The organism is Pseudomonas sp. AC229, assembly GCF_979254655.1.
In genome coordinates this window covers 33021-55359 of the sequence record NZ_CEEDHK010000019.1, presented here as the reverse complement: position 1 = coordinate 55359, position 22339 = coordinate 33021, and the positions used below count along the sequence as shown (strand labels likewise).

Genomic DNA, 22339 nt, shown 5'->3' with positions numbered 1-22339 from the left:
CGCGGATGATAGCCGAAGCGTCCCGCTCGCCGGGAAAAATAGGCGCCAGGCCACAGTTTGATGACATGGCTGCGCAGGGCCGACGGTTGTCTGTTCCAATCACCGTTCGCTTGTTTTTTCGCTGTGCTCGCCTCAGGAAGCCGCCCCATGGATCTGCGCTTACTTACCCTTTCCGAGTTTCATAAGGTGTATTTCTATCGCCTGATTACCCTGTTGTTGCTGGTGGTGATGAGCGGCATGACGGCAATGGCGCTGTTCGAAACGCCCAATGGCGAAGCCAAGGTGTTCGCGCTGTTTATGCTGCTGATAACGGGGCGTTTCGCGGTTGAGTGGTTTTGGGTGAAACGCAGCCTGCCCGTGTTGGTGCATGGCGATGAGCTGTTGGTGACCGGCACGGAACACCGCCGCATTGCGCTTTCGCAGGTGCGTTCGGTGACCTCGCGGCACGCGATTTTCATGACGCGCCGCTATCGCTCGTGGTCCGAGCATCTGGCGTTTATGGAGCTCACGTTGAACAACGGCGAACGGGTGATGACGCTGTCGGAAAGCGGCGTGTTTGATTTTCCGGCGGGTAAGGAAACGTTGGTGGCGTTGCGGGCGACGGTGGCGGCGGCAAAGACCAAGGCGCTCACCACGGCGTGAGTCCGGAAGCTCTGTAGGATGGGATTTGTTGGATTTTGCGGGGGGCAACCGCAATCTAATTCGCGGTTTTGGCTTGGTCTTTCGCTGGTTGCGCGCGCGACTGTTGCTGACAGATCTGTCGCCGATTACTTTAGCCATCGCAAGACCCAAACACGTCTAACCAAGGATCGGTCATGGAAAACATCTACCAAACCCCCGCTGCCGCCCTTCTCGAAACGACCGAGCAAGGGCGCTTCTTCGTCACATCCATTCCAAAAATGCTGGTGATGTTTTTCGGCACGTTTGGGGCGTATCAGCTGTATTGGTTTTATAAGCAATGGGCCAGCCAACGCAGCAGCATGCCGGAAGGAATCTGGCCCTTTGCGCGCGCCTTTTTCTCGGTGTTCTTCGTTCACGCGTTGTCGCGGCGAATGACTGCGCAACTCGATGCACAGCAATTGCAAACGCCCCGCTATGACGATGCCGCCACTTGGTACGTGGTGATCACGGTGGTTGGCGTCGTGCTTAGCCGAGCGACCAGTTATGTGGAGTTGCCGTTGGTAGGGTCCATTGCGGTGGATATGTTCGGCCTGCTCAGCGTGGTGCCGTTGGTAGGCTTGCAACGCAAAGCCAACGTCGCCAGTGGCGACCCGCAAGGGCGTGAAAATAGCAGCTACTCGGCGGCTAATTTTGTATGCCTGGCGTTGGGGCTGTCGCTCTGGGGCGTGTTGATTTGGGCGTATAGCCAGTTTGTTTGACGGCTCGCTCTCGGCACTCGGTCGGGCTTCGCTGCGCTCAACCGCAACCTACAAACCGATCCGTCGCTACAGCCGAGCAACAAAAAAAGCCCCGCCATCGCGGGGCTTTTTGCTTCCATCAATTCCCGCGATAAGTCGAAAAGCCATACGGGCTCAACAACAACGGAATGTGGTAATGCGCCACCGCACCGTCGACGGCGAAGATCACTGGCACTTCGGGGAAGAAGGTGGCGGCGTTGTGGCTGCGGAACCAGTCGCCGGTTTTGAAGGTGACGCGGTAGGTGCCCTTTTCCAGTTTTTTGCCTTCGGGGTACAGGGCGGGAATGCGGCCTTGTTCGTTGGTGGTGCCGCTGTTGAGCAGCGTCCAGGTGGCGCCGGTTTGTTGTTCCAGGGTGACGCGCACGTCGGAGGATGGCAGGCCGTCTTGCAGGTTGAGTACGTGCACGCTCAAAGGGTTGTCGGCGGCGTTGGCAAGGCTGGCGACGGCGCTGAGGGCCAGGCTGGCGAGCAAGGTGGTGAGGCGTTTCATGGGTGAGCTCCTGGGTTATGGCTGGGTAGGTAGGTGTTGGCTGATGGCTTTCTGGGCGCAGCCTTCGTCGTTGGCGCTGCCGCCCGCGCCGGCGACGCCGATGGCGCCGATTACTTGGTCGCCGACGCGCAAGGGCAGTCCGCCGCCGAGCAGCAGCAGTTCGCCGACGGTGGTGAGGTTGGCGGCGTCGGGGTTGCTGCGGGCGCGTTCGGCGAGGGTGCTGGTGGCGGTTTTGGTCGACAGTGCGGTGAAGGCTTTGCGTTGCGCGGCCAGGGTGTTGTGCGGGCCGACGTTGTCGTCACGCTGCACCGCCACCAGGTTGCCGCCGCGATCCACCACGGCAGCGACGGCGGTTTGGCCGAGGGCGTGGCAGGTGGCGAGCGTGGTGTCGAGCAGTTGGTTGGCCAGGGCCAGGGTGACGTCGGCGCGTTGGGCAACCGGCGCGGCAGACGGGGCGGCCATGACGGTGGCGCTAAAGGCGAGGGTGAGCAGTGTGAGTGGGGCGATTCGGCTAAGCATGGCGTTTTCCGGTCGGTGACAAGTGGCCGCCATGGTGCGGCGCCCTGCCCCACGGGCCGATTACGCCTGCATTACGAATTTGTAATGGGACAACGGCGCGCAAACGCCTAGCCTTATGCGCCTGTGGTGGAGGAACCCATGCGTATCTTGCTGGTGGAAGACGAAGTGAAAACGGCCGATTACTTGCGTAAGGGGCTGAGTGAGTCGGGCTATTTGGTGGAGGTCGCGCACAACGGCCTGGACGGCCAGCACCTGGCGCAAGAAGAAACGTTCGATCTGATCATTCTGGATGTGCAGTTGCCCGGCATCGACGGCTGGCAGTTGCTGCAGATCATCCGCCGCAAGCAGCAAACGCCGGTGCTGTTTCTGACCGCGCGCGATGCGGTGGAAGACCGGGTAAAAGGCCTGGAGTTGGGCGCTGACGATTATCTGGTGAAGCCATTTTCCTATGCAGAATTGCTGGCGCGGGTGCGTACCTTGCTGCGCCGAGGTCCGCCGCGCGAGGTGGAGCAGTTCTTGGTGGCGGACTTGCACCTCGACCTGCTGCGCCGCCAGGTCACGCGCCAGGGCCAGCGGCTGACGCTGACAAACAAGGAATTCGCCCTCCTGCATTTGTTGCTTAGCCGCGAGGGCGAAGTGTTGTCGCGGGCGCAGATTGCTTCGCAGGTGTGGCAGATGAATTTCGACAGCGACACCAATGTGGTGGACGTCGCCATCCGCCGCCTGCGCGCCAAGGTGGACGACCCGTTTACCTGCAAGCTCATCCAAACCGTGCGCGGCATGGGCTACACGCTGGCGGTGCAACCGTGACGCGCTGGGCGCCGCGTGCGCTGAGTGTGCGGCTGGCGCTGATGTTTGCCTTGGTCAGCGCGCTGCTGTTGGGCGCCATCGGTTTTTACCTGTACCACTCGCTGGAACGGGAAATTGCCTGGCGCGATGACCAGGCGCTGCTGGGGCGGGTGCAGCGGATGCAGGCGATTCTGAGCGACAACCAGAGCATCGAGGCGCTGCGCGAACGGCCGCAGTTGTACGAGAACATGCTGGGCAATCGCGACAATGTGCTGTGGGTGGTGGACGACGCCGGCCGCGTGCTCATCGAAATCAACCCTCCCGGTTTGCCCCGCCCTGTTCTGCCCGCCGCCGCCTCGGCCCAGCTCGGCGACGACCCGGCGGGCAATCCGCTGCGTCTAGCCTGGCAAAGCATGCCCCGTGGTGACCAACAGCTCACGCTGATTGCCGGCAAGCTGCTCACCGAGCGTGAACAGATGCTGGCGGCGTATCGGCTGAAACTGTGGCTGGCCCTGGGCGCCGGCATGCTCCTGGCGTTCTGCCTGGGCTGGCTGGTGAGTCAACGCGGGCTGCGGCCTGTGCGGGAATTGGCGCGACGCACGGCGGCGATCGACAGCAAGCATTTGCACCTGCGTCTGGATGAATTTCAGACCACGGCGGAATTGCAGGCGCTGAGCCAGGCGCTCAATCACATGCTTGCGCGCCTTGAAGGGGGCTTCGGCCAGCTGTCGCGGTTCTGCGAAGACCTGGCCCACGAAATGCGTACGCCGCTGAGTAACCTGATGGGCCACACCCAGCAAACCCTGCAACGTGAACGCACGGTGGCGGAGTACGAAGATTTACTGGTGTCGAACCAGGAAGAATACGAACGGCTGGCGCGCATGATCGACAGCATGTTGTTTCTGGCGCGCACCGAGCAGGCGGTGATCAATCGTCAGCCGGTGGACATGCACGCATTGGGCGAGCAGTTGTGCGAGTACTTCGAAGGCATGGCCGAAGAGCGCGAGGTGGTGTTGCGCAATGAAGCCCAGGGCACCGTGCTGGCCGACCCGGATTTACTGCGCCGTGCGCTGGCGAACTTGCTGGCCAATGCCTTGCGCTATGGCGAAGTGGGTCAGCCGATCACGCTGAGTTCACGGGTGGATGGTGCTTGGGTTGAAGTCAGCGTGCATAACCTGGGGCCGGCGATTGCGGCCGAGCATGTGCCCCATCTGTTTGAACGCTTTTACCGCTGCGACCCATCGCGCGCCCAGCCTGGGGATTCTGGCGGGTTGGGGTTGGCAATTGTGCGTTCGATTATGCAGGCGCATGGGGGCGAGGTTCGGGTGCGCAGTGATGCGGAAGGGACGGTGTTTTCGTTGGTGTTTTTGGCTGAGGAGTAGGCCTGCTAAAAGTTCAACGGCCCCTCTCCCCAGCCCTCTCGCCTGTCCGGCCGACCTAGCGGGCGAGGGGGCAGGTCCGCGGTGTTCTCGCGTACGCGTTTGTCTCGCCTCGCCCGCTTGCGGGAGAGGGGCTGGGGGGTGAGGGCCGAAGCGCACGAAAATCTCCCCGCCTTCATAAATCCAATACAAAAAAACCGGAGCCTCAGCCCCGGTTTGTTCCTAAACCCTCTCCTTATTTCTTGGCCGTCAGCGCGTTATAGCTGGTGAACAAGTTGCGGTAGTCCGGAATGTGGTTGGCGCATAAGGTGCCCAAGCCTTCGATGTCGTTGCGCCAGTCGCGGTGCAGCTCGCAAGCCACGCCGAACCAGTTCATCAATTGTGCACCAGCGGCGGACATGCGGTCCCAGGCGGCGTCGCGGGTCATTTCGTTGAAGGTGCCGGAGGCGTCGGTCACCACGAACACGTCGAAGCCTTCTTCGATGGCCGACAGGGCCGGGAACGCTACGCACACTTCGGTTACTACGCCGGCGATGATCAGTTGTTTCTTGCCGGTGGCCTTGATGGCTTTAACGAAATCTTCGTTGTCCCAGGCGTTGATCTGACCAGGGCGAGCGATGTATGGCGCCTCGGGGAACATCTCTTTCAGCTCTGGCATCAGCGGGCCGTTGGGGCCGGTTTCGAAGCTGGTGGTAAGGATGGTGGGCAACTTGAAGAACTTGGCCAGGTCGGCAACGGCCAGCACGTTGTTTTTGAACTTGTCCGGTTCGATGTCGCGAACCAGGGAGAGCAAACCGGCTTGGTGGTCGACCAGCAGAACCACGGCGTTGTCTTTGTCGAGACGGTTGTATTTGTAAGAAGTAGTCATGGTGCGTTCCTCGCTTTCTGATTGGGTGCCGGATAGTCGGCGGTAAGGGTGTGTTTCGTTTGCCGCTGCGTTTGTGTTCGCTGCGGTATGGGTAAAGCTTAAAATCGACACCCTTTCTGCACTAGACTGCAAAAATTGCCTCTAGCGTTCTATTTGGAGAACGATGTTGGAAGACCTCAACACCCTCTACTACTTCACCCAAGTGGTGGAACACGGTGGCTTCGCCGCTGCCGGGCGCGCGCTTGACATGCCCAAGTCGAAACTCAGTCGGCGTATTACGCAGTTGGAAGAACGCCTGGGCGTCCGCCTGCTGCACCGCACCAGCCGGCACAACGCGTTAACGGAAATCGGCCAGGCCTATTACCAGCGCTGCGTGGCCATGCGCGTGGAGGCGGAAAGCGCCGCCGAGGTGATCGAGCGCAACCGCAGTGAGCCGCGCGGGCTGGTTCGCCTGGCCTGCCCCACTACGTTGCTCAACTCATGGGTGGGGCCGATGCTGACGCGCTACATGCTCAAGTACCCGCTGGTGGAGCTGGCGATTGAAGCCACCAACCGCCGCGTGGACGTGCTGCACGAAGGCTTCGACATCGCCCTGCGTGTGCGTTTTCCGCCGCTCGAAAACACCGACATGGTGATGAAGGTGCTGGGCAACAGCACGCAATGCCTGGTCGGCCACCCGCAGTACGCGCAGTGCCTGGACGTGGGTTTTGCGCCGGAAGAATTGAGTCGCCTGCCGAGTCTGTTTTGGGGCGGGCAGCAGCGCGAGTATCAGTGGGAGTTGTTCAGTGCCGAAGGCGCAAGCCTGCAGATCAACCACCGCCCGCGCATGGTCACCGACGACCTGCGCGCCCTACGCGACGCGGCGCTGGCGGGCGTGGGCATTGTGCATTTGCCGAGGGTGGCGGTGAGGGATGATCTGGCCGCCGGCACGCTGGTAGAGATGCTGCCGGGGTGGACGCCGAAATGCGGGATCGTGCACGCCATCTTTCCCTCGCGGCGCGGGTTGCTGCCGTCGGTGCGTACATTGATTGATTTTCTTGGGGAGGAATTCAGTTTGAGTGATATGGCGTGACGGTCTTCACTCTCCCCGGCCCTCCCGCCTGGAAGAGAGGCTAACCGCAATCGGTGACTAAACGGCGTCGAGGCTCCCCTCTCCCGCTTGCGGGAGAGGGGCTGGGGGTGAGGGCCAGCCGTGACGCGTTATTTGCAAATGTGCTTTGCAGGCCCACCCCATCGCGGCTAAAGCCGCTCCCACAGGTTTTTTTGCTATTTCAATACCGGCGTGCGCGGCGGGATTACGCGCTTACTCCCCGTCGCTTCATATGCCGAGGCCAGTTGCAGCAGCGCCGAATCGTCGTACGCCCGCCCGGCGAAGGTCAGGCCGACGGGCATACCGATATCCGCCATCACGCCCATGGGCACCGTCACGGTCGGCACGCCAAGGTGGCGGATGGCGAGGTTGCCGTTAGCCACCCACACGCCATTGCTCCAGGCGATGTCGGCCGAGGCCGGGTTAACGTCGGCGTCCGCCGGGCCAACGTCGGCCACGGTGGGGAACAGCACGGCGTCGAGGCCCAAGGTGTCCATCCAGTCTTCCAGGTCTATACGCCGGGTTTTTTCCAGGCCGCGCAGGCCGTCCGGCAAGGTTGGAATCTGATCCCACGGGGTGATGCCCCGCTCCGCCATGCGCACGTATTCGTCCATGCCGGCGGCCAAGTCGCCTTCGCGGTTGGGCAAGGTGCCGGGGTCGTGGGGGAACATTTTTGCGCCGTCTACATCTACCAGGCGGTTAAGTGCCGGGTCGCCGTTGGCTTGTAGAAACTCGTCAAAAGCCCAGGCTGACAAGTCCCACAGTTCGTGGTGCAGGAACTCCGGCGACACCAACCCACGGTTGAATACGGTGGGCGCACCGGGGCGGTCGCCTTCGCAGTTGGAGACCAGCGGGAAGTCCACTTCAAGCACTTCGGCGCCGGCGGCTTCCAGCGCCTGGCGTGCCTGTTGCCACAGGTCGATCACCGAAGCCCGCGTGTGAATGCGCTGCCCGGTCGGCCCGCCGATGCCCGGCGCCTCGCTGGTGCCAGCCTCGGGGTCGGCGTTGATAAACATGCGCGGCACGCCCAGGCGTTTGCCTGCCAGGGCCTGGGGGCTAGCAGCGAGCGCCGGGTAAGACGCCGGGCGCACTTCGGCGACGCTGGGAATCGGCACCCACGGCTGCAAACGCCAGAGGTCGCCACGGGTGTCGGGGTCTTCGGCGACGATCTGGTCGAGCACTTCGAGCAGGTCGGCCATGGTGCGGGCGTAAGGCACCACCACGTCCATGGTCGGCGTCAGCGGCCAGTTGCCGCGCACGGAAATCACCCCGCGCGACGGCGTGTACGCGCACAGGCCGTTGTTGGAGGCTGGGCCACGGCCGCTGGACCAGGTTTCTTCCGCCAGGCCAAACGCGGCGAAGCTGGCCGCAGTTGCCGTACCAGCGCCATTGGAGGAACCGGAGGCAAACGGCGCGGTCAGGTAAGCCGCGTTGTACGGGCTCTCGGCGCGGCCATACACGCCGCGTTGCATACCGCCGTTGGCCATCGGCGGCATGTTGGTTTTGCCCAGGCAAATGGCGCCGGCTGCGCGTAGGCGTTCAATGGTGAAGGCGTCACGCTGGGCAACCAGATTGGCAAACGCGGGGCTGCCGGAAGCGGCGGTCAGGCCTTTGACCAAGTAGCTGTCTTTAGCGGTATAGGGAATGCCGTCGAGCGGACCGAGCGTTTTGCCGGCGGCGCGGCGGGCATCCGAGGCGTGGGCTTCTTCGAGCGCGGCGGGGTTGCGCACGACGACGGCATTGAGGGCGGTGGCGGTGTTGGCGCCGTCGTAGGCGTCGATGCGTGCGAGATACGCCTGCACCAACTCGACGGCAGTGGTGCGGCCGCTTTCGAGCGCGGCGCGCAGGTCGGCGATGGACGCTTCGGTGACTTCGATCATGCTGGCCTCATAGCGTTGGCAAATGAGCGCGCGGCGCAAGGGCTACGTGCTTAGGCTGCCTATTCTGCCTCAAGGCCAGGCGATGACAACTGTGTGGCGCGTCGGCTATCGCTTGCCGAACCGCTGGTTCCATTCGGTGACGACTTCGCCCAGGGTCAGCGGCGCGCCGCTGCGTATCCAGGCTCGGAATTCACGATTAAGGGTGAACTGCTCGCCGCAGTGTTCGATGAAAAAACGGCGGACGTTTTGCGTGACGCGAAAGTTTTTGCGCAACGGGGTTCCGGTGGTGAGGAGTTCGGAGTGCCAGTCGAAAGCCATGGTGCTGCTCTGCAAAATGAAGGGGTGCTCCTTGTACAGCAAAGCAGATTCACGCCACAGGCTCCGGCGTGTTTCCAACGCATTCTCAGAACCGACCCGCGTAGCGCACGGGCAGCGTCCGTAGGCGAAAGTCCCGCACGGGGCGTTCGCCTACGGGAGCCGCTCGTGCGGGAATTAGCCGGCGATGAAACTCAGCAGATCTTCGTTCAATTGCTGCGTGTGGGTCGCGGCAAAACCGTGCGGTGCGCCTTTGTACACTTTCAGCTCAGCGCCTTTGATTTGCTGCGCGGCCAGTTTGCCGGTGGTTTCGAACGGCACGATCTGGTCGCCGTCGCCATGAATCACTAGGGTCGGCACGTCGACTTTGGCCATGTCCGGGCGGAAGTCGGTGTCGGCGAACGCCGTTACGCAATCCACGGTGCCTTTGAGCGAGGCCAGCAAGGCGATGTTCAGGGTTTGCGTCAGCACGCCCTCGGAAACCACTTGGCCCTGGTTGGTGCCGTAGAACGGCGCGGCGAAGTCGGCGATGAACTGCGCGCGGTCTTTGAGCAGGCCGGCTTTGATGCCGTCGAATACCGAGGCGTCGACGCCTTCAGGGAACGAGGCACTTTTGCCGAAGATCGGCGTTACCGCACCCAGCAGCACCAGCTTGGCGACACGGGCGGTGCCGTATTTGCCGATGTATCGGCTGACGTCGCCGCCACCCATGGAGAAGCCCACCAGGGTGATCTCTTTAAGGTCCAGGTGTTCGATCAACTGGGCAATATCGTCGGCGAAGGTGTTGTAGTCGTAGCCGGTCCACGGCTGGCTCGAACGCCCGAAGCCGCGACGGTCGAAAGCGATGGTGCGGTAGCCACGGGAGCTCAGGTACTCCATTTGGTATTCCCACATGTCGGCGTCCAGCGGCCAGCCGTGGCTGAACAGCACGGGCTTACCGCTGCCCCAATCTTTGTAATAAATCTCGGTGCCGTCTGTGGTGGTGAATGTGCTCATGCTTCTCTCCTGAAGGGTCCGTTTTTCATCTGAACAAGGCGCCGGTAGCGCCTGTACCGCCAGCTACTATCCGCCTGCAATGTGACGACGAATTGCACGGCTGTGCTGGGTTGCGTTTGGCCTGTAGAGGTAAGCACGTGTTCGCAATTTTTGCGTTGCGACCAACGTCTACGTTAGCCCTGCGATAAGCTCGCGGCGCGGCCGAGTGGTCCACCCTTTTTTCTGTTGCTGGAGCTTTTCATGCGTGCATCCCCTTCCCTGGCCACGGCCTTTTTTCTGCTGCTGGCGGCGCTGGGCGCCAGCAACAGCGCTGTGGCCAAGGACCACTTTCGCGTGTGCTGGAGCGACTACTCGGGCGCGTTGCCGTGGGGCTATGCGGCGCAGCAAAACGTGCTGGCGCGCTGGGCGAAGAAGTACGGCATCAGCATTGATGTGGTGCGCGTCGACACCAGCAGCGATGCCGCCAAGCAATACGCCGCCGGCCAGTTCGATGGCTGCACCATGAATGCCCTGGAGGCGCTGACCGTGCCTGCTGCGGCCGGCATTGACACCACCGCGCTGATTCTGAGCGATTTCTCGGCCGGCAATGACGGCGTGCTGCTGCGCGGGCGCACTCAACGCGCGCAAGACCTCAAAGGCAAAACCGTGCAGGTGGAGGAAAATTCGGTGGCGCATTACGTGTTGGTGCGCGCGCTGGAGTCGGTGCAGTTGAGCGAAGAGGACGTCACCCTCACGCCGCTGACCGATGAAGGCGCCGCGTTCGCCAGCGGCACCGGGGATGCGCTCGCCATTTCCAATCCGGCGTTGGCGCCGTTACAGGCCGGCAGCGACCGCACGCTGGTGTTCAGCTCGCACCGTCTGCCCGGCGAAGTGGTGCACCTGTTCGCCGTGAATACCGACACCTTGCGCGCCAACCCGGCGCTCGGTCGCGCGCTGACTGGCGCCTGGTTCGAACTGATGAAACGCATGAGCGCCAGCGACGAAAAAGGCGCCGCCACGCTGGCGGCCATTGCCAAAAGCGCCGGCGCCGACCTGCCCGCTTATCAGGACCAACTGAGCAAAACCCGCTCGTTCTACACGCCGCGCAGCGCCGTGGCATTCGCCGAAAGCCCGGCCCTGCCGGCCGCCATGCAGCGCCTGGCAGACTTCGCCTTTAGCCATCACATGCTCGGCAAAGCCACCAGCGCGCAGAGCATTGGCGTGTCGTTCGCCAACGGCGTGGTCAACGGCAGCCCAGCCAATATCAAGCTGCGCTTCGAGCCGGCGTTTATGCAGGTGGCGGCGGACGGAAAGCTGTAACTAGCGCGCCAAACCGCGCAAATGCAGAAAGCCAAACAGCAGCACCTGCATACGCTCCAGCCAGGGAAACGCCTGCTGCTTGAGGCGGTTATTGAACAGAAGCGCTTCGCCGGCATGGGCCAGCAGCAATACACCAGTCAGCAGTAACAACGGTCGATGCAACGGTTCGCCGAACGGGTAAATGACATTGAGCAAAGCCATCAGCCAGAACATGGCCAGAGCGCCTTTCAAGAACGACATCACATGCATGGAAAACATCCGTAGGTTGGGTTGAGCGGAACGCGAAGCCCAACGTGACGTCCCCCGCCACATCAAACAGAACGGCTCACCACAGGCTTAAACGGCATGTTGGGCTTCGCTTTAGCTCAGCCCAACCTACGGATTCAGGCCGGCTTTTTCTCCCGCACTTTTGTTTGGCCGGGGCTAGCGCAGGGTGAGGCTGATGGGGCTGTCGGCGAAGTCGAAGCAGCCGAGGAACGTCTTGATGTCGAGCAGGTCGCCGTCCACCTTCACGTCGCCCAACACCGCGCCCTTGAGCAGGCTGTTTTGGCCGCTGATTACGGTGTCCAGGTAGCTTTTATCGAGGGTCAGTTTCAGTGTCGTGCCGTCTGGAATACCGCGGTGCAGTTGCACCACGCCACGGCGAATTTCCAGCGCCCATTGCTCGTTAATGTCGGGGAAGCTGAAGCCGAGTGTGAGGTTTACGTCGTCGGCTTTGTCCGGGTCGACACGGGTGACCCAGTTTTGCAGGAACACCTTCACCGGCAGGTTTTTCAGCATGTCGGGGGAGAGAAAGGTGCCGCGCAGGCGCTTGGCCATTTCCGTGAGTTGCGCCTCGCCCAGAGTGCCCTCCAGTTCCATGGCGCTGGTGAGGTACCAGTTGCGCCAGTTGATGTTCATTTGCGCGTAGCCCAGTTTGCGGAAGCTGCGGGCTTTGATGTCCCGCGCCATTGTGTCGTCATGGTCGATACGAATCACGTAAGTCGCCAGCTCGGCCGCCCACTGGTAGTCACCTTTCAGATACGCATCGCCAGCGGCGAGCAGCACTTTGTCGTGGCCACCCATCAGCTCGACCATGCGCGTGGCTTTCTCCACCGGAGGAATCGGGTTGAGGTCCACCGGGTCGCCTTTGAACCAGCCCAGATAACCCTCGTAAATTTGCCGAACGCTGTGGCTGACGGTGCCGTAGTACTCACGCAGATACGGCGTATAGCCGGCCAGGTGCGGCGGCAGTTTGACCTTTTCCACCAGTTCATCCGGGGTCAGGCCTTTGTTCATCCAGCGCACCGTTTGATCGTGAATGTAGGCGATGCCGTCGCGGGTCATGCGCAGCACTTCTTCCACGTTCTCGGCGCCACTTACCGGGCGGCCGTGGGACGGCACCATGTACTCGGCGTGGTAGTCGCGCAGCAGGTCGAGGCTGTTCACCCACGCCACCGGATCGCGAAACTTGGCGCCGCGCAGGGTGTGGATGTTAGGCAGCGTCGGGCCTTGATCGACCTCGGCGCTGAGCAGCACGCGACTGTCGGGCAGGTACATGACAATCTCGTCCGGCGCCTCGCTCGGCGCCCAGCGCAGTTGCACGCGCAGGCCGGCGATGGTGGTGTCGAGTGTGTCTTTGAAGGTGATGGTGGGCGCGATGAACGTGCTCTGCCCGCCCACGGCAATCGGGCCGATGCCGCCGTTCATGTCTTTACGGTCGGCCTCGTTCAACGCCGCACCAAAGGTGTAGGCCGAGCGCATGGCCAGAATCGGGCCGACCAGCGCGCCTTGAGTGACCACGTTTTCCAGCAGGGTTTCGTGGGCGTAAATCTGCACCTCGCCGCTTTTCACCTGCTCTTCCGAGACGAAGCCCTTCACGCCGTTGATGTGGTCGGGGTGAAAGTGGCTGTAGACGATGGCCTTCACCGGCTTGTCAGTGATTTTGCGGAACTCGGCGAATACCTTGGCCGACTCTTCCGGCGACTCGCCGGCGTCGAAAATGATCAAGCCTTCCGGGGCGATCACCATCACGCTGTTGGCAATGCTCCAGCCCACGGCCGAATACACCGCGTCGGTGACTTTGTAGATTTGCTTGTTGAAGACCTTGGTGTGCTCGGCCAGCTCGGTGTTGATCGACGGCTGAATGGTTTCGGCAGGCAGCGCTGCCAGGGCAGACAACGGCAGGGTGGCGGCCAGCAGCAGGCCGCTGAAGCGAGTGAGTGCGCGCATGGGAGACGTCTTTTGTTGTTATGGACGAGCGCACCTTGGCAAAGGCAGACTGATAATTCCAATGCAAAATTATTCACTTTCCGATGCGAGAACCGCATGAATGACCTGCGCCAGCTTCGCCACTTCGTTGCCGTTGCCGAACACGGCCACTTCGCCCGCGCGGCCGAGGCGGTCAACCTCAGCCAGCCCGCCTTGTCGCGCAGCGTGCAAGCCTTGGAAGCCAGCCTGGGCTGCCAACTGCTCGACCGTGGCCCGCGCCAGGCGGTGCTCACGGCCCACGGCAAGTTGGTAATGGAACACGCGCGCCGGTTGTTGGAAGCCAACCGCTCGCTGCACAACGCCGTTAGCCAACTCGGCAACCTAGAAGCCGGCGAGCTGCGCCTGGGCGCCGGCCCCTACCCTGCCGCCCACCTGATACCCCGAGCACTGGGCAAGCTGGTGAGCCAGTACCCGAAAATCCGCGTACAGCTGGCTATCGGCGATTGGCGCAGCCTGCGCCAGCGCCTGCTCGATGAAAGCGTGGAGCTATTTGTGGCCGACTGCCGCGAACTGCAAGGCGACCCGCAGCTGACCATCGAACCGCTTAAACCGCGCACCGGCGTGTTCTTCTGCCGCCCCGGCCACCCACTGCTGCAACAACGCAACCTGACACCCGAAGCGCTCGCCGCGTACCCGCTGGCGGGCACGTTATTGCCCGAAGAGGTTGAACGCGCTTTGCGCCAAGTGAGCGGCCGCGAGCAACCGCTGGGCATCGAATGCGACAACTTTATGGTGCTCAAAGCGCTGGTGGCGTGCAGCGACGTGATCAGCCTGTCGCCGTGGGATGTGGTGGCCGAAGACGTCGCTGCCGGGCGCCTCGACATTTTGCCGCTGGCCAGCGATCGCCCCGCCCAGCAATCGGCCTATGGCGTAGTGATGCGCGCCGGGCACAGCCTGTCGCCGGCGGCGCAGGCGATGCTCGAGGAAATACGCAAAGAGGATGAAGTGGCACAAGCCGCCGCCTGAACGCACCCCGACCTGCCCTGCCAAAACCTGTAGGAGCTAGCTTGCTAGCGAACCCTGCAAACATATTTCTCGAATTCCGTTCGCAGGGTTCGCCACCAAGGTGGCTCCTACAAAATGCAGATCGAGCAGGCGGCGGACGGCATTTCAGCGCGAGTAATACCCCACGGCCACCAGGTAGTTGCCGACCTTTTGCAGGTACGCATGTTTGTGTTCGTTGCGTTCGGTCACGGGGTTGCGCCAGAGGTATTCCAGTTCGCCATGCCCGTCGCTTGCGATGGCGTCGAGCATGCGTTGGCCGATGGCGGCGCCGTCGGGGGCTTTCAGGTTGGCGAAGTCGGTGCCGATTAGGCGGCGGTTGTAGCCATGGGCGACGAAGCGTTTGCTGGTGAGGTCGACCACAAAGACGTACAGGTCGTCTTGCAGGTAGCGCGGGTCCAGGTCGTTGATGGCGGTGAAGGTGGTTTTCGCGTCTTTGTCGATGGCGGCCGCCGCTTCGGTCAGCAGTTTTTTCGCTTCTTCGGGCTTGGCCCGTGGCAGGTAGTAACCGACGGCGAGAATGCGGTCGTTGATGCGTTGGAAGTAGGTGTGTTTGCGCTCCACTTTGCCGTCCTGCCGGTTGACCCAGCGGTATTCGGCTTCGTGAATTTCGCCTTCCGGCTCGCTGATGGCGCGGGCGAAGGCGGTTTTGGTGTCGGCGTCCAGGGTGGCGGATACGTCGCGCCCCACCAGCATCACCGACGGGCCACCACTGGCGAGCATCACGCCCTGGGTGTTGACCACGTACACGTACAACTGCCCGGTCACGAATTCACCCTGACGGCTGAAGGCGGCCAGCGCGGCGTCGCCGTTTTTCTCGTAGTAGTCCACCGCTTTGAGCAGCAGCGCCTTGGCGTGTTGGGCTTCTTGTTGATACGCCGCATCGGTCTGCGCGAACGCCTGATAGCCAGGCACCAACAGCGACAACACCAACAGCACACGGGTGAGCAACGTCATGGAAGAACTCCGCAGGGTTTGAATGGCTTGCAGTGTAGACGCGCGCCCGACCATTCATCCAACCCGCTGAACCAAAGCGCGACGGCTGTTTCACAACTCAACACCACAACAACAAAGGCCGCCCGCCATGAAAGCCCGACTGCTTGCCCTGCTCTTTTCCAGCGTTGCCTCCACCGGCGTGTGGGCCGAAGCCTGCATGGTCGACACCCGCGCACAGAGCGCGGCGGTGCCGATGGTGGAAGGCAAAACCTGCTACGAATACCAAGGCGCACCGGCCGGCAGTCTCGACTGGTCGTGCAGCAACGAAAGCAAAGAGACCCTGGCCACCAACAAGCACAAAGTCGCTAGCTGCCCGGCAAAACCCAGCGGCACCTGCACCGCCACGCTGACCCAGGAAGCGCTGGCGAACCAGCGTTCGAGCAGCAAGGACAAAAATGCCGACTCGGTGAATATCCCCAAAGGGGCCAAGGTGCTGACCTACTACTACGACCTGAAAGACGCGTCGCAGGCGCGCACCGATTGCGAAAAAGCCGGCGGCCAATGGGGCATTGAATAGCCGCCTACTTCGGGCCGCGCGCCATGCTGTGAAGCACGTGGTCGCGCCGCACCCAAGCGTGAAACAAGGCGCCGGCCAAATGCAGCAGCACGGTGGCGAACAGCAAATACGCGAGGTAGCGATGGGCCTTGCGCAGCACGGCGAAGGTCGGCGCGTCGGCGGGCAGCAAGGCCGGCAATTGCAGCGCGCTGCCCAGCATGACCGGATCGCCCGCTGCCGAAATCATCGCCCAGCCTACCAACGGCAAGGCCAGCATCAGCGCATACAGCAGCACGTGAGACAACTTGGCGGCCAGCGCCTGAACAGCGGGCAAATCGGCGGGCAACGGCGGTGTGGTCGAGCTGAAGCGCACCACCAGCCGCACGATCACCAGCAGCAAAATGGCGATGCCCAACGGCTTGTGCAAATTGATCAGCCACTGATGCCGCTCCGACACCGAGGCCACCATGCCCACGCCCACAAACAACATGGCCAGGATCATTACGGCCATCAACCAATGCAGAACGCGCGCGGGCAAAGAAAAATGTTGAGCGCTCATGGGCGGGACTCCTGCGAAGCACTGGCGGGCAAGGAACTGACTTCACCCGTGCGGCGTTTATACGAAGCCGCGTACGCGGCGGAACGGGCGGCGAGCAACGGGTCGTCGGAGCCTTCGATGCCGCTGGGCAAAATCAGCGGGTCGTAGTTGATGTCGCGGCATTCGCCGTTGTCTTGCGCTTGCTCGCGTTCGATAACCAGCGTGCCGGCAGTGACGGTGCGGTGTTCGCCGCTCCAGGCTTTGCTGGCGTCGTTGCTCGGGTCGCCGGGGTTGGCGAGCGTCAGCACTAAGTCCCAACGCTGCGCACCCGCCGCCAGGCGCTGCTGCAAGTCGGCGAGCAAGTAGTTCTCAGCCTGCGGCGCCACGCTGTCCGCCGGGGTGGTGGCGACCATGCTCCAGCGCACGGTCTGGCGTTGGCCGGCGGCGTTGGTGAGGTAGAAGGCGTTCACGCTGTTGTAGGTTTCCGTGACGAAACTGGCGGCCGGCTTCGCGGTTTTCGCCCAGGCCAGAAACGCACCGGTTTCCGGGTGCGAGGCGAAGAAAGCGCCGGCCTTTTGTGGGTCGGGTTTGCCGGTAGCCGGATCTGGCGCGGTGGCTTGCAGCAAGCCAAAAAATGCCTCCGGCGTACCCACCGGAAACACCGGCATGCTGTTCATGCCGGTGCGCCATTGCTGACCGTTGGCCTGCTGGAAACGCAGCGCCATGCTGCGTAACGCCGCTGCGCTGTCGGGTGAATAAGGGTTACCCGTCGGCAAGGAAAACCGCCCCTGCACCGGCGTGCGGGTGGCGCTGAACACCTCGGCAGAGGACAGCGAGGCCGCCGCGCCGCTGCTCTCGAAGTAGCCCGTTACGCACACGCCTTTGGGGTGATTACGGCGAAAGCCGGGATGCTCGCCGTTGTTCTTTTCCAACACGTCGACCACGCGGTCGGGGGTCAGGCGCTCGGGGCTGAAATAGCCGCCGGTATAGGCCAGCGCGCCGGCCAGCAGCAGCGTCACCGCGCCGATGGCGCCAACGCGCAGGGCCAGGCTGAGCGGGCTGAGCGGGCTGAGGGGCGGCCGCGGTTGAGGGTCGTTTGGTGCCATGGGGAACTCCAGAATCAGGCGAAGGTGCAGTCAGACGCCCCGCCTTCGGGTTTATTCCCTGGCCACGAATTAATTTATTTTTGTGGGGCGGCGGGAATAAAGTCGTCCCTGCGTCGTCTCTCGTTCCACACGCTATTTTACTAACGCTACGTTCTGGAACCTGCACCGCCATGCACGGTATCGATGACCAACTGCGCGAGTTGCTGCCCCGCCTGCGGCGCTTCGCCCAGTCGCTGACCCGCAACCCCACCAGCGCCGACGACCTGGTGCAAGCCAGCCTGGAAAAAGCCCTGGGCGCCTGGGCCGGCAAGCAGCCCGACGGCGACCTGCGCGCCTGGCTGTTTGCGATTGTGTACCGCCAGTTTCTCGATGCGCACCGCAGCGCCAGCCGTTACAAGCGCGTGCTGGAACTGTTTACGGGCAGCCAGGACGATCATTACGCGCCCTCCGCCGAGCGTACCGTGGTGGCGCAAACCACCCTCGCCGCCTTCGAGCGCCTGCCCCATGAGCAGCGGGCGATTTTGTTGTGGGTGACGGTGGAAGGCCTGCGTTATCAGGAAATTGCCGAAATTCTTAACGTGCCAATCGGCACCGTGATGTCGCGCCTGTCCCGCGCGCGCCAGGCGTTGCGCCAACTCAGCGACGGCGAAATCACCTCACCAGCCTTACGGGTGTTGAAATGAACGACCTGCCCCCAACCGAACACGACCTGCACGCTTACGTCGACCGCCAGCTCAACGAGGCCGACCGCGATCGCGTGGCGCGTTATCTCAGCGCCAACCCGGAGTTGGCCGAGCAGGTTCGCGCCTGGCAGCACGACGCCCAGCACCTGCGCGCCGCGCTGAGCGGCGCCCTGCACCTGACGCCCAACCCGCAACTGGACCCCGCCGCCATTCGCCACAACCAGCGTCGTCAGCGCGGCCGGCAGTGGGCGACGGCGGCGGCGCTGTTTGTTGCCGTCAGCCTGGGCAGCGTCGGCGGCTGGCACGCGCGCACCGTCAACCTGGCCAGCCACATGCTGCCCATGGCCGACGCCGTGCAGGCCTACCGCATGTTCGCCCTCAAAGACGGCATGGCCAACGACTGGACACTGGCGACCAGCACCGATGCGCAAAGCTGGCTCGACCGCCACTTCGCCCGGGCCGACCGCATTCCGGATCTGGCCGGCGCCGGGTTTACGCCGGTAGGTGGGCGAATGATCAGCACCGAACAAGGCGCGGCGGCTATGTTGGTGTATGAGGATGCCAATGGCCGCAAGGTGAGCTTTTATATTCGCCCGCCGGGCCCGCAGCACTACTTGCTCGACCGTGGCGCGCGGCGGGATGGGGAATTGCAGGCGGATTATTGGTCCAGTGATGAGTACAACTATGCGCTGGTGGCGCCGGCGGATGATCCGGCGGTTGAGCCGGTTCGGCGGGGGTTGGGGCGGGCGATTTGATGGCGTTTCGGGGTGAGGGGCTTTTAAGCGTCAACGCTGCCCCTCGAACCACTCCAGAACCACCTCACGCGCCGGATGCGCCGCCCCCTGCGCACTCAACCACAGCGCGTACACCCCGCCCGTCTTAAGCGGCTGCCCAAACGGCACCAGCAAATTGCCCCGCGCCAACGCGTCCTGTGCCAACACCTGATCGCTCACCGCCACGCCCAAACCACGACTCGCCGCGTCCAGCGCCAGGTCATCGAGATTGAACTGAAGATGCTGAAACCCCGGCCCCGCCTCTTCGCCGTGCGCGTGCAACCAGGTGGTCCACTCGAACCGGCTCGGCGAACCATGAATCAGCGGATGGGCTGCCAACTCGGCCACTGAACGCGGCGGCGCTAGGCCGCTGGCGAGCGTGGGGGCGCAGACGGGAATCAGGTATTCCTCAAACAGGGGCAATACCTCGCGCCCGTCCAGCCCGTCGCGCAGGTACAGCACGTAAGCGTCGCAGTCGCCATCGGTGTCCACCGCTTCACCGCCCACGGTTTCAATGGATAACGCCAGGCGCGGGTGCGCGGCGTAAAAGCTGGTCAGCCGGGGCAACAACCAGCGCACGGCCAAGGACACAAAAATGCGGATGCGAAACGGCCGCTCGGCGTTGGCCGGCAGCAGTGAACGCTCCAGCGCGGCCAGCTCGGCGAGCAGGCGTTGCGCCACGGCCAGCACCTGCTCGCCGCTGGCGGTCAGGGCGACTTGTCGGCTGCTGCGCTCGAATAACGCCACGCCGTAGTGCTCTTCGAGCTGCTGAACCTGCCGGCTGACGGCGCTCTGCGTGAGGTGCAGGCGCGCGGCGGCGTCGGTGAAGCTGCGGGTGTCGGCGACCTGCACCAGGGCATTTAGCGCTGGCAGGGAGGGCAATCGGCGGATGGATTCCATGGCAGGCCCGTCTATGCGTTTAGCGAATAGCTGCATGAGTTATTAGCGCTGGAGTGTACCGCTGGTTTTGCCTATTTTCGCTCCCTTCACGCCAACACTGGCTCGCGCAAGCATGCAGCAGGCGCATAAGGAGAACGGACATGACAGAGTCGCGCGGAACCGCGTTAGTGGTGGGCGCCGGGGTAGTCGGTATCGCCACGGCCTTGTGGCTGCAGCGCTTTGGTTGGCAGGTGTCGCTGTTGGATCGGCAACCGCCCGGCACCGCCACCTCGTTTGGCAATGCCTGTACGTTCGCCACCTATGCGGTGGAGCCGGTGGCCACGCCCGGCATTTGGCGGCAGGCGCCAGCGCTGTTGTTCAAAGCGGATTCGCCGTTGCGGGTGCGCCCGGCCTATTTGGCCAAAATCGCACCGTGGCTGTGGCAGTTTTTGCGCCACTCCAGCGAGCAGCGTGTGCAGGCAATCAGTCATGAACTGCGCACGCTGCTCACGCCGTGCATGCAGGCGTGGGCCACGTTGTTTGATGACGCGCAGGCGCACGATCTGGTTCGCCACGACGGCTCGCTGTATGTATTCGAGGCTCACGAGCGACATGTTGCCCAAGAAATGGTCGCGTACCACCAGGCGTTCGACGTGCCGATTCGCCTGGTGGAAAACGCCGAATTGCATGCCTTGGAGCCGGCGCTGAATGCCCGTGCGGCATTGGGCGTGGAGCTGCCGGGGGTGAGCCGCACGCTCGATCCATATGCACTGAGCGTGCGTTTGTTCGAGCGTTTTCTTCAGCACGGCGGCCGTTTTATTCGCGGCGAGTTGCTCGCGATTGAACGCAGCGCCGCTGACGCCGAGCAGGTGGTGGCGCGGTTGGCCAGTGGCGACACGCTGACGGTCGACCGCCTGGCCCTGTGCACCGGCGCTTGGTCGAAGCGGCTGGCCGGCACGCTGGGCGACACGTTGCCGCAAGACACTGAGCGCGGTTACCACGTGCTGTTCGAGCAAGCCGGAGCGCTGCTGAACCGGCCGGTGTGCTGGGGCGCCGGTGGCTTTTACCTGACGCCCATGGCGCAGGGATTGCGCGTGGCCGGCACGGTGGAATTTGCCGGTACGGCGGCGCTGCCCGACCCGCGTCGCTATCGCTACCTGGCCAATGGCGCGCGGCACTTTCTCACGCTGCAACACGAGCCCAGTTCCCAGTGGATGGGCTTTCGCTCGTCGATGCCCGACAGCAAACCCGTGGTGGGCGCGGCGCGGTTGTTGCCGCAGGTGTTTTATAACTTCGGCCATGGCCACGTCGGCTTAACCCTGGCCTCGATCACCGGCAAATTGGTGGCTGAACAGGCCAGCGGCGTGGCGGCGTCGGTGCCCTTGGCGGCGTTTTCGCCGCGTCGGTTTGCGTAAGTATTTGCGCCGCAGCACTCTGGCGCACGGCATGTAGGCTCCATCAATTTCAGCGATATCAACTACCAACACCATGCGTTTCTCAAGGCGGCGGCGAGCACGGAAACTTGGCCCCGAAGTCACTCACAACCCCTTGAGGAACACACCATGAAAACCATCGTTACCGCGTCTTTGCTCACCGCGTTGTTAACCGGCACCGCCTTCGCTGGCGCCGACGTTAACCACGATTATCAAGCGGCCGCTGCCAAGCAAACCACCGAGCAAAGCAAAACCACCAAAGCTGATGACACCACCCAAGCCGTCGACAAACAACTCGATAGCGAAGAGCAACGTTGGGGTCAGCCACGCTGGTGGCATTGATTGATCCGTTACATCACCGGGGCGCCAATTGGGCGCCCCGGTCGTTTCTGCGGGGCTGATTGACCACTGGTCCTGTTTATCGAACATCGGCGAAACGCCACCACTCCACTTCTAGGTAACTCACAGAAATGGAGCATCAACGATGAGCAAATTACCTTTTACTGCCCTGTTACTCAGCGGAATTATCGCCGCCTCCTCCGCCTCGCTGGTGATGGCAGCGACCGTCACCCCGGGCAACGGCGTGGGCGCACCGGAAGCCGGCACCACCGGTGACGGCACCGGCAACTCGGCAACCGGCGCCAACGCACCGGGCACCGGCACCGGCACGGGCGCAACCGGCCAAGGCACCACCGGCACTGGCACTGGCGCCCCGGGTGGCGCGGCAGGTGCGACCGGTAATGGCACCTCCGGCACGGGCACCGGCATTGGTACCGGCACCGGCACCACCGGTTCAGGCGCAGGCGCCACCGGCACAGGTGGCACGGGCATCGGTACGGGAACCGGCGCGACCGGCACAGGCACCGGCACCGGCACTGGCTCGACCGTACCAGGCGGTAGCGGTGGCAGCGGCGGCAGCAGCTCGGGCAGCGGTGGCACTGGCTCCGGCGGCACCGGCACAGGCGGCACCGGCACCAGCGGCACGGGCGGCGGCATGGGCGGCAGCTCCGGCGGAACCGGTGGTGGCGCTGGCGGTTCCGGCGGCGCAGGTGGTGGCGGCGGCGCCGGTGGCGGCAGCTAATGCCACAACGCGTTAGAACATGGCCAGCGGGGTTCGCCCTTCTGGCCAATTTTTTTGCC

Annotated in this window: 25 protein-coding genes; 13 read left to right on the top strand and 12 right to left on the bottom strand. The window is 63.1% G+C overall.

Going from position 1 to position 22339, the window contains the following annotated elements; all coding sequences use genetic code 11:
- The first annotated feature begins 147 nt into the window (after positions 1-147).
- Positions 148-642 carry a hypothetical protein gene (locus AC0IW7_RS22795; RefSeq protein ID WP_471821038.1) on the top strand — a complete coding sequence of 165 codons (495 nt, stop codon included), beginning with the start codon at positions 148-150 and terminating at the stop codon, positions 640-642.
- A 173-nt stretch (positions 643-815) separates the two neighbouring features.
- A complete protein-coding gene (locus AC0IW7_RS22790; RefSeq protein WP_463539307.1) occupies positions 816-1379 on the top strand; it encodes an MFS transporter permease in 564 nt (187 codons plus the stop codon).
- A 118-nt stretch (positions 1380-1497) separates the two neighbouring features.
- On the opposite strand, the gene uraH is transcribed toward AC0IW7_RS22790, so the two are convergent.
- Complete coding sequence (uraH, locus tag AC0IW7_RS22785) at positions 1498-1908, bottom strand: hydroxyisourate hydrolase (protein ID WP_463552042.1); 411 nt, start codon at positions 1906-1908, stop codon at positions 1498-1500.
- A gap of 15 nt (positions 1909-1923) precedes the next feature.
- Positions 1924-2427, bottom strand: a complete 504-nt coding sequence (locus tag AC0IW7_RS22780) for a GlcG/HbpS family heme-binding protein (RefSeq protein ID WP_471821036.1) — start codon at positions 2425-2427, stop codon at positions 1924-1926.
- A 138-nt stretch (positions 2428-2565) separates the two neighbouring features.
- On the opposite strand from AC0IW7_RS22780, the gene AC0IW7_RS22775 reads away from it, so the two are divergent.
- Both AC0IW7_RS22775 and AC0IW7_RS22770 read left to right on the top strand, forming a co-directional pair.
- Complete coding sequence (locus AC0IW7_RS22775; protein ID WP_471821034.1) at positions 2566-3237, top strand: heavy metal response regulator transcription factor; 672 nt, start codon at positions 2566-2568, stop codon at positions 3235-3237.
- Complete coding sequence (locus AC0IW7_RS22770) at positions 3234-4598, top strand: heavy metal sensor histidine kinase (RefSeq protein WP_471821032.1); 1365 nt, start codon at positions 3234-3236, stop codon at positions 4596-4598. The genes AC0IW7_RS22775 and AC0IW7_RS22770 overlap by 4 nt, the downstream gene beginning before the upstream one ends.
- Positions 4599-4830: 232 nt before the next feature.
- Here AC0IW7_RS22770 and ycaC read toward each other — a convergent pair whose 3' ends face one another.
- On the bottom strand, positions 4831-5463 hold the full coding sequence (gene ycaC, locus AC0IW7_RS22765; protein ID WP_122495088.1) for an isochorismate family cysteine hydrolase YcaC: 633 nt from the start codon (positions 5461-5463) through the stop codon (positions 4831-4833).
- A 163-nt stretch (positions 5464-5626) separates the two neighbouring features.
- Between ycaC and AC0IW7_RS22760 the strand changes: the two genes are divergently transcribed.
- On the top strand, positions 5627-6535 hold the full coding sequence (locus tag AC0IW7_RS22760; RefSeq protein WP_463552039.1) for a LysR substrate-binding domain-containing protein: 909 nt from the start codon (positions 5627-5629) through the stop codon (positions 6533-6535).
- A gap of 194 nt (positions 6536-6729) precedes the next feature.
- Here AC0IW7_RS22760 and AC0IW7_RS22755 read toward each other — a convergent pair whose 3' ends face one another.
- The 3 genes from AC0IW7_RS22755 to AC0IW7_RS22745 all read right to left on the bottom strand — a co-directional run bounded on the left by AC0IW7_RS22755 (position 6730) and on the right by AC0IW7_RS22745 (position 9744).
- Positions 6730-8433 (bottom strand): amidase, encoded by a 1704-nt coding sequence (locus AC0IW7_RS22755; protein WP_471821029.1) that lies wholly within the window; start codon positions 8431-8433, stop codon positions 6730-6732.
- A gap of 105 nt (positions 8434-8538) precedes the next feature.
- Complete coding sequence (locus tag AC0IW7_RS22750) at positions 8539-8751, bottom strand: DUF6434 domain-containing protein (RefSeq protein WP_471821027.1); 213 nt, start codon at positions 8749-8751, stop codon at positions 8539-8541.
- A 174-nt stretch (positions 8752-8925) separates the two neighbouring features.
- A complete protein-coding gene (locus tag AC0IW7_RS22745; RefSeq protein ID WP_463383114.1) occupies positions 8926-9744 on the bottom strand; it encodes an alpha/beta fold hydrolase in 819 nt (272 codons plus the stop codon).
- A 240-nt stretch (positions 9745-9984) separates the two neighbouring features.
- On the opposite strand from AC0IW7_RS22745, the gene AC0IW7_RS22740 reads away from it, so the two are divergent.
- Positions 9985-11043 carry a putative urea ABC transporter substrate-binding protein gene (locus AC0IW7_RS22740; protein ID WP_471821025.1) on the top strand — a complete coding sequence of 353 codons (1059 nt, stop codon included), beginning with the start codon at positions 9985-9987 and terminating at the stop codon, positions 11041-11043.
- On the opposite strand, the gene AC0IW7_RS22735 is transcribed toward AC0IW7_RS22740, so the two are convergent.
- Positions 11044-11292 (bottom strand): DUF1145 domain-containing protein, encoded by a 249-nt coding sequence (locus tag AC0IW7_RS22735; protein ID WP_122495079.1) that lies wholly within the window; start codon positions 11290-11292, stop codon positions 11044-11046.
- Between the two features lie 174 nt (positions 11293-11466).
- Complete coding sequence (locus AC0IW7_RS22730) at positions 11467-13254, bottom strand: alkyl/aryl-sulfatase (RefSeq protein ID WP_471821024.1); 1788 nt, start codon at positions 13252-13254, stop codon at positions 11467-11469.
- 96 nt (positions 13255-13350) lie between these two features.
- On the opposite strand from AC0IW7_RS22730, the gene AC0IW7_RS22725 reads away from it, so the two are divergent.
- On the top strand, positions 13351-14259 hold the full coding sequence (locus AC0IW7_RS22725; protein ID WP_471821023.1) for a LysR family transcriptional regulator: 909 nt from the start codon (positions 13351-13353) through the stop codon (positions 14257-14259).
- A gap of 144 nt (positions 14260-14403) precedes the next feature.
- On the opposite strand, the gene AC0IW7_RS22720 is transcribed toward AC0IW7_RS22725, so the two are convergent.
- Positions 14404-15252 (bottom strand): cache domain-containing protein, encoded by an 849-nt coding sequence (locus AC0IW7_RS22720; protein ID WP_471821021.1) that lies wholly within the window; start codon positions 15250-15252, stop codon positions 14404-14406.
- Between the two features lie 127 nt (positions 15253-15379).
- Between AC0IW7_RS22720 and AC0IW7_RS22715 the strand changes: the two genes are divergently transcribed.
- Positions 15380-15808 carry a hypothetical protein gene (locus AC0IW7_RS22715; RefSeq protein ID WP_463383121.1) on the top strand — a complete coding sequence of 143 codons (429 nt, stop codon included), beginning with the start codon at positions 15380-15382 and terminating at the stop codon, positions 15806-15808.
- 4 nt (positions 15809-15812) lie between these two features.
- On the opposite strand, the gene AC0IW7_RS22710 is transcribed toward AC0IW7_RS22715, so the two are convergent.
- Both AC0IW7_RS22710 and AC0IW7_RS22705 read right to left on the bottom strand, forming a co-directional pair.
- Positions 15813-16346 carry a cytochrome b gene (locus tag AC0IW7_RS22710; RefSeq protein WP_463383122.1) on the bottom strand — a complete coding sequence of 178 codons (534 nt, stop codon included), beginning with the start codon at positions 16344-16346 and terminating at the stop codon, positions 15813-15815.
- Positions 16343-17431, bottom strand: a complete 1089-nt coding sequence (locus tag AC0IW7_RS22705) for a catalase family peroxidase (protein WP_471821019.1) — start codon at positions 17429-17431, stop codon at positions 16343-16345. The genes AC0IW7_RS22710 and AC0IW7_RS22705 overlap by 4 nt, the downstream gene beginning before the upstream one ends.
- Positions 17432-17601: 170 nt before the next feature.
- Here AC0IW7_RS22705 and AC0IW7_RS22700 point away from each other — a divergent pair, with 170 nt between their 5' ends.
- Positions 17602-18114, top strand: a complete 513-nt coding sequence (locus AC0IW7_RS22700) for a sigma-70 family RNA polymerase sigma factor (RefSeq protein ID WP_471821018.1) — start codon at positions 17602-17604, stop codon at positions 18112-18114.
- On the top strand, positions 18111-18869 hold the full coding sequence (locus AC0IW7_RS22695) for an anti-sigma factor family protein (RefSeq protein WP_471821017.1): 759 nt from the start codon (positions 18111-18113) through the stop codon (positions 18867-18869). The genes AC0IW7_RS22700 and AC0IW7_RS22695 overlap by 4 nt, the downstream gene beginning before the upstream one ends.
- A gap of 30 nt (positions 18870-18899) precedes the next feature.
- Here AC0IW7_RS22695 and AC0IW7_RS22690 read toward each other — a convergent pair whose 3' ends face one another.
- Complete coding sequence (locus tag AC0IW7_RS22690) at positions 18900-19787, bottom strand: LysR substrate-binding domain-containing protein (protein WP_471821016.1); 888 nt, start codon at positions 19785-19787, stop codon at positions 18900-18902.
- 140 nt (positions 19788-19927) lie between these two features.
- Between AC0IW7_RS22690 and AC0IW7_RS22685 the strand changes: the two genes are divergently transcribed.
- The 3 genes from AC0IW7_RS22685 (at position 19928) to AC0IW7_RS22675 (ending at position 22280) form a co-directional block, all read left to right on the top strand.
- On the top strand, positions 19928-21181 hold the full coding sequence (locus AC0IW7_RS22685; protein ID WP_471821014.1) for an NAD(P)/FAD-dependent oxidoreductase: 1254 nt from the start codon (positions 19928-19930) through the stop codon (positions 21179-21181).
- A 147-nt stretch (positions 21182-21328) separates the two neighbouring features.
- Entirely contained in the window at positions 21329-21541 is a 213-nt protein-coding gene (locus tag AC0IW7_RS22680) for a hypothetical protein (protein WP_471821012.1), read from the top strand.
- Positions 21542-21683: 142 nt separating this feature from the next.
- Positions 21684-22280, top strand: a complete 597-nt coding sequence (locus tag AC0IW7_RS22675; RefSeq protein WP_471821010.1) for a hypothetical protein — start codon at positions 21684-21686, stop codon at positions 22278-22280.
- The last annotated feature ends 59 nt before the right edge of the window (positions 22281-22339 follow it).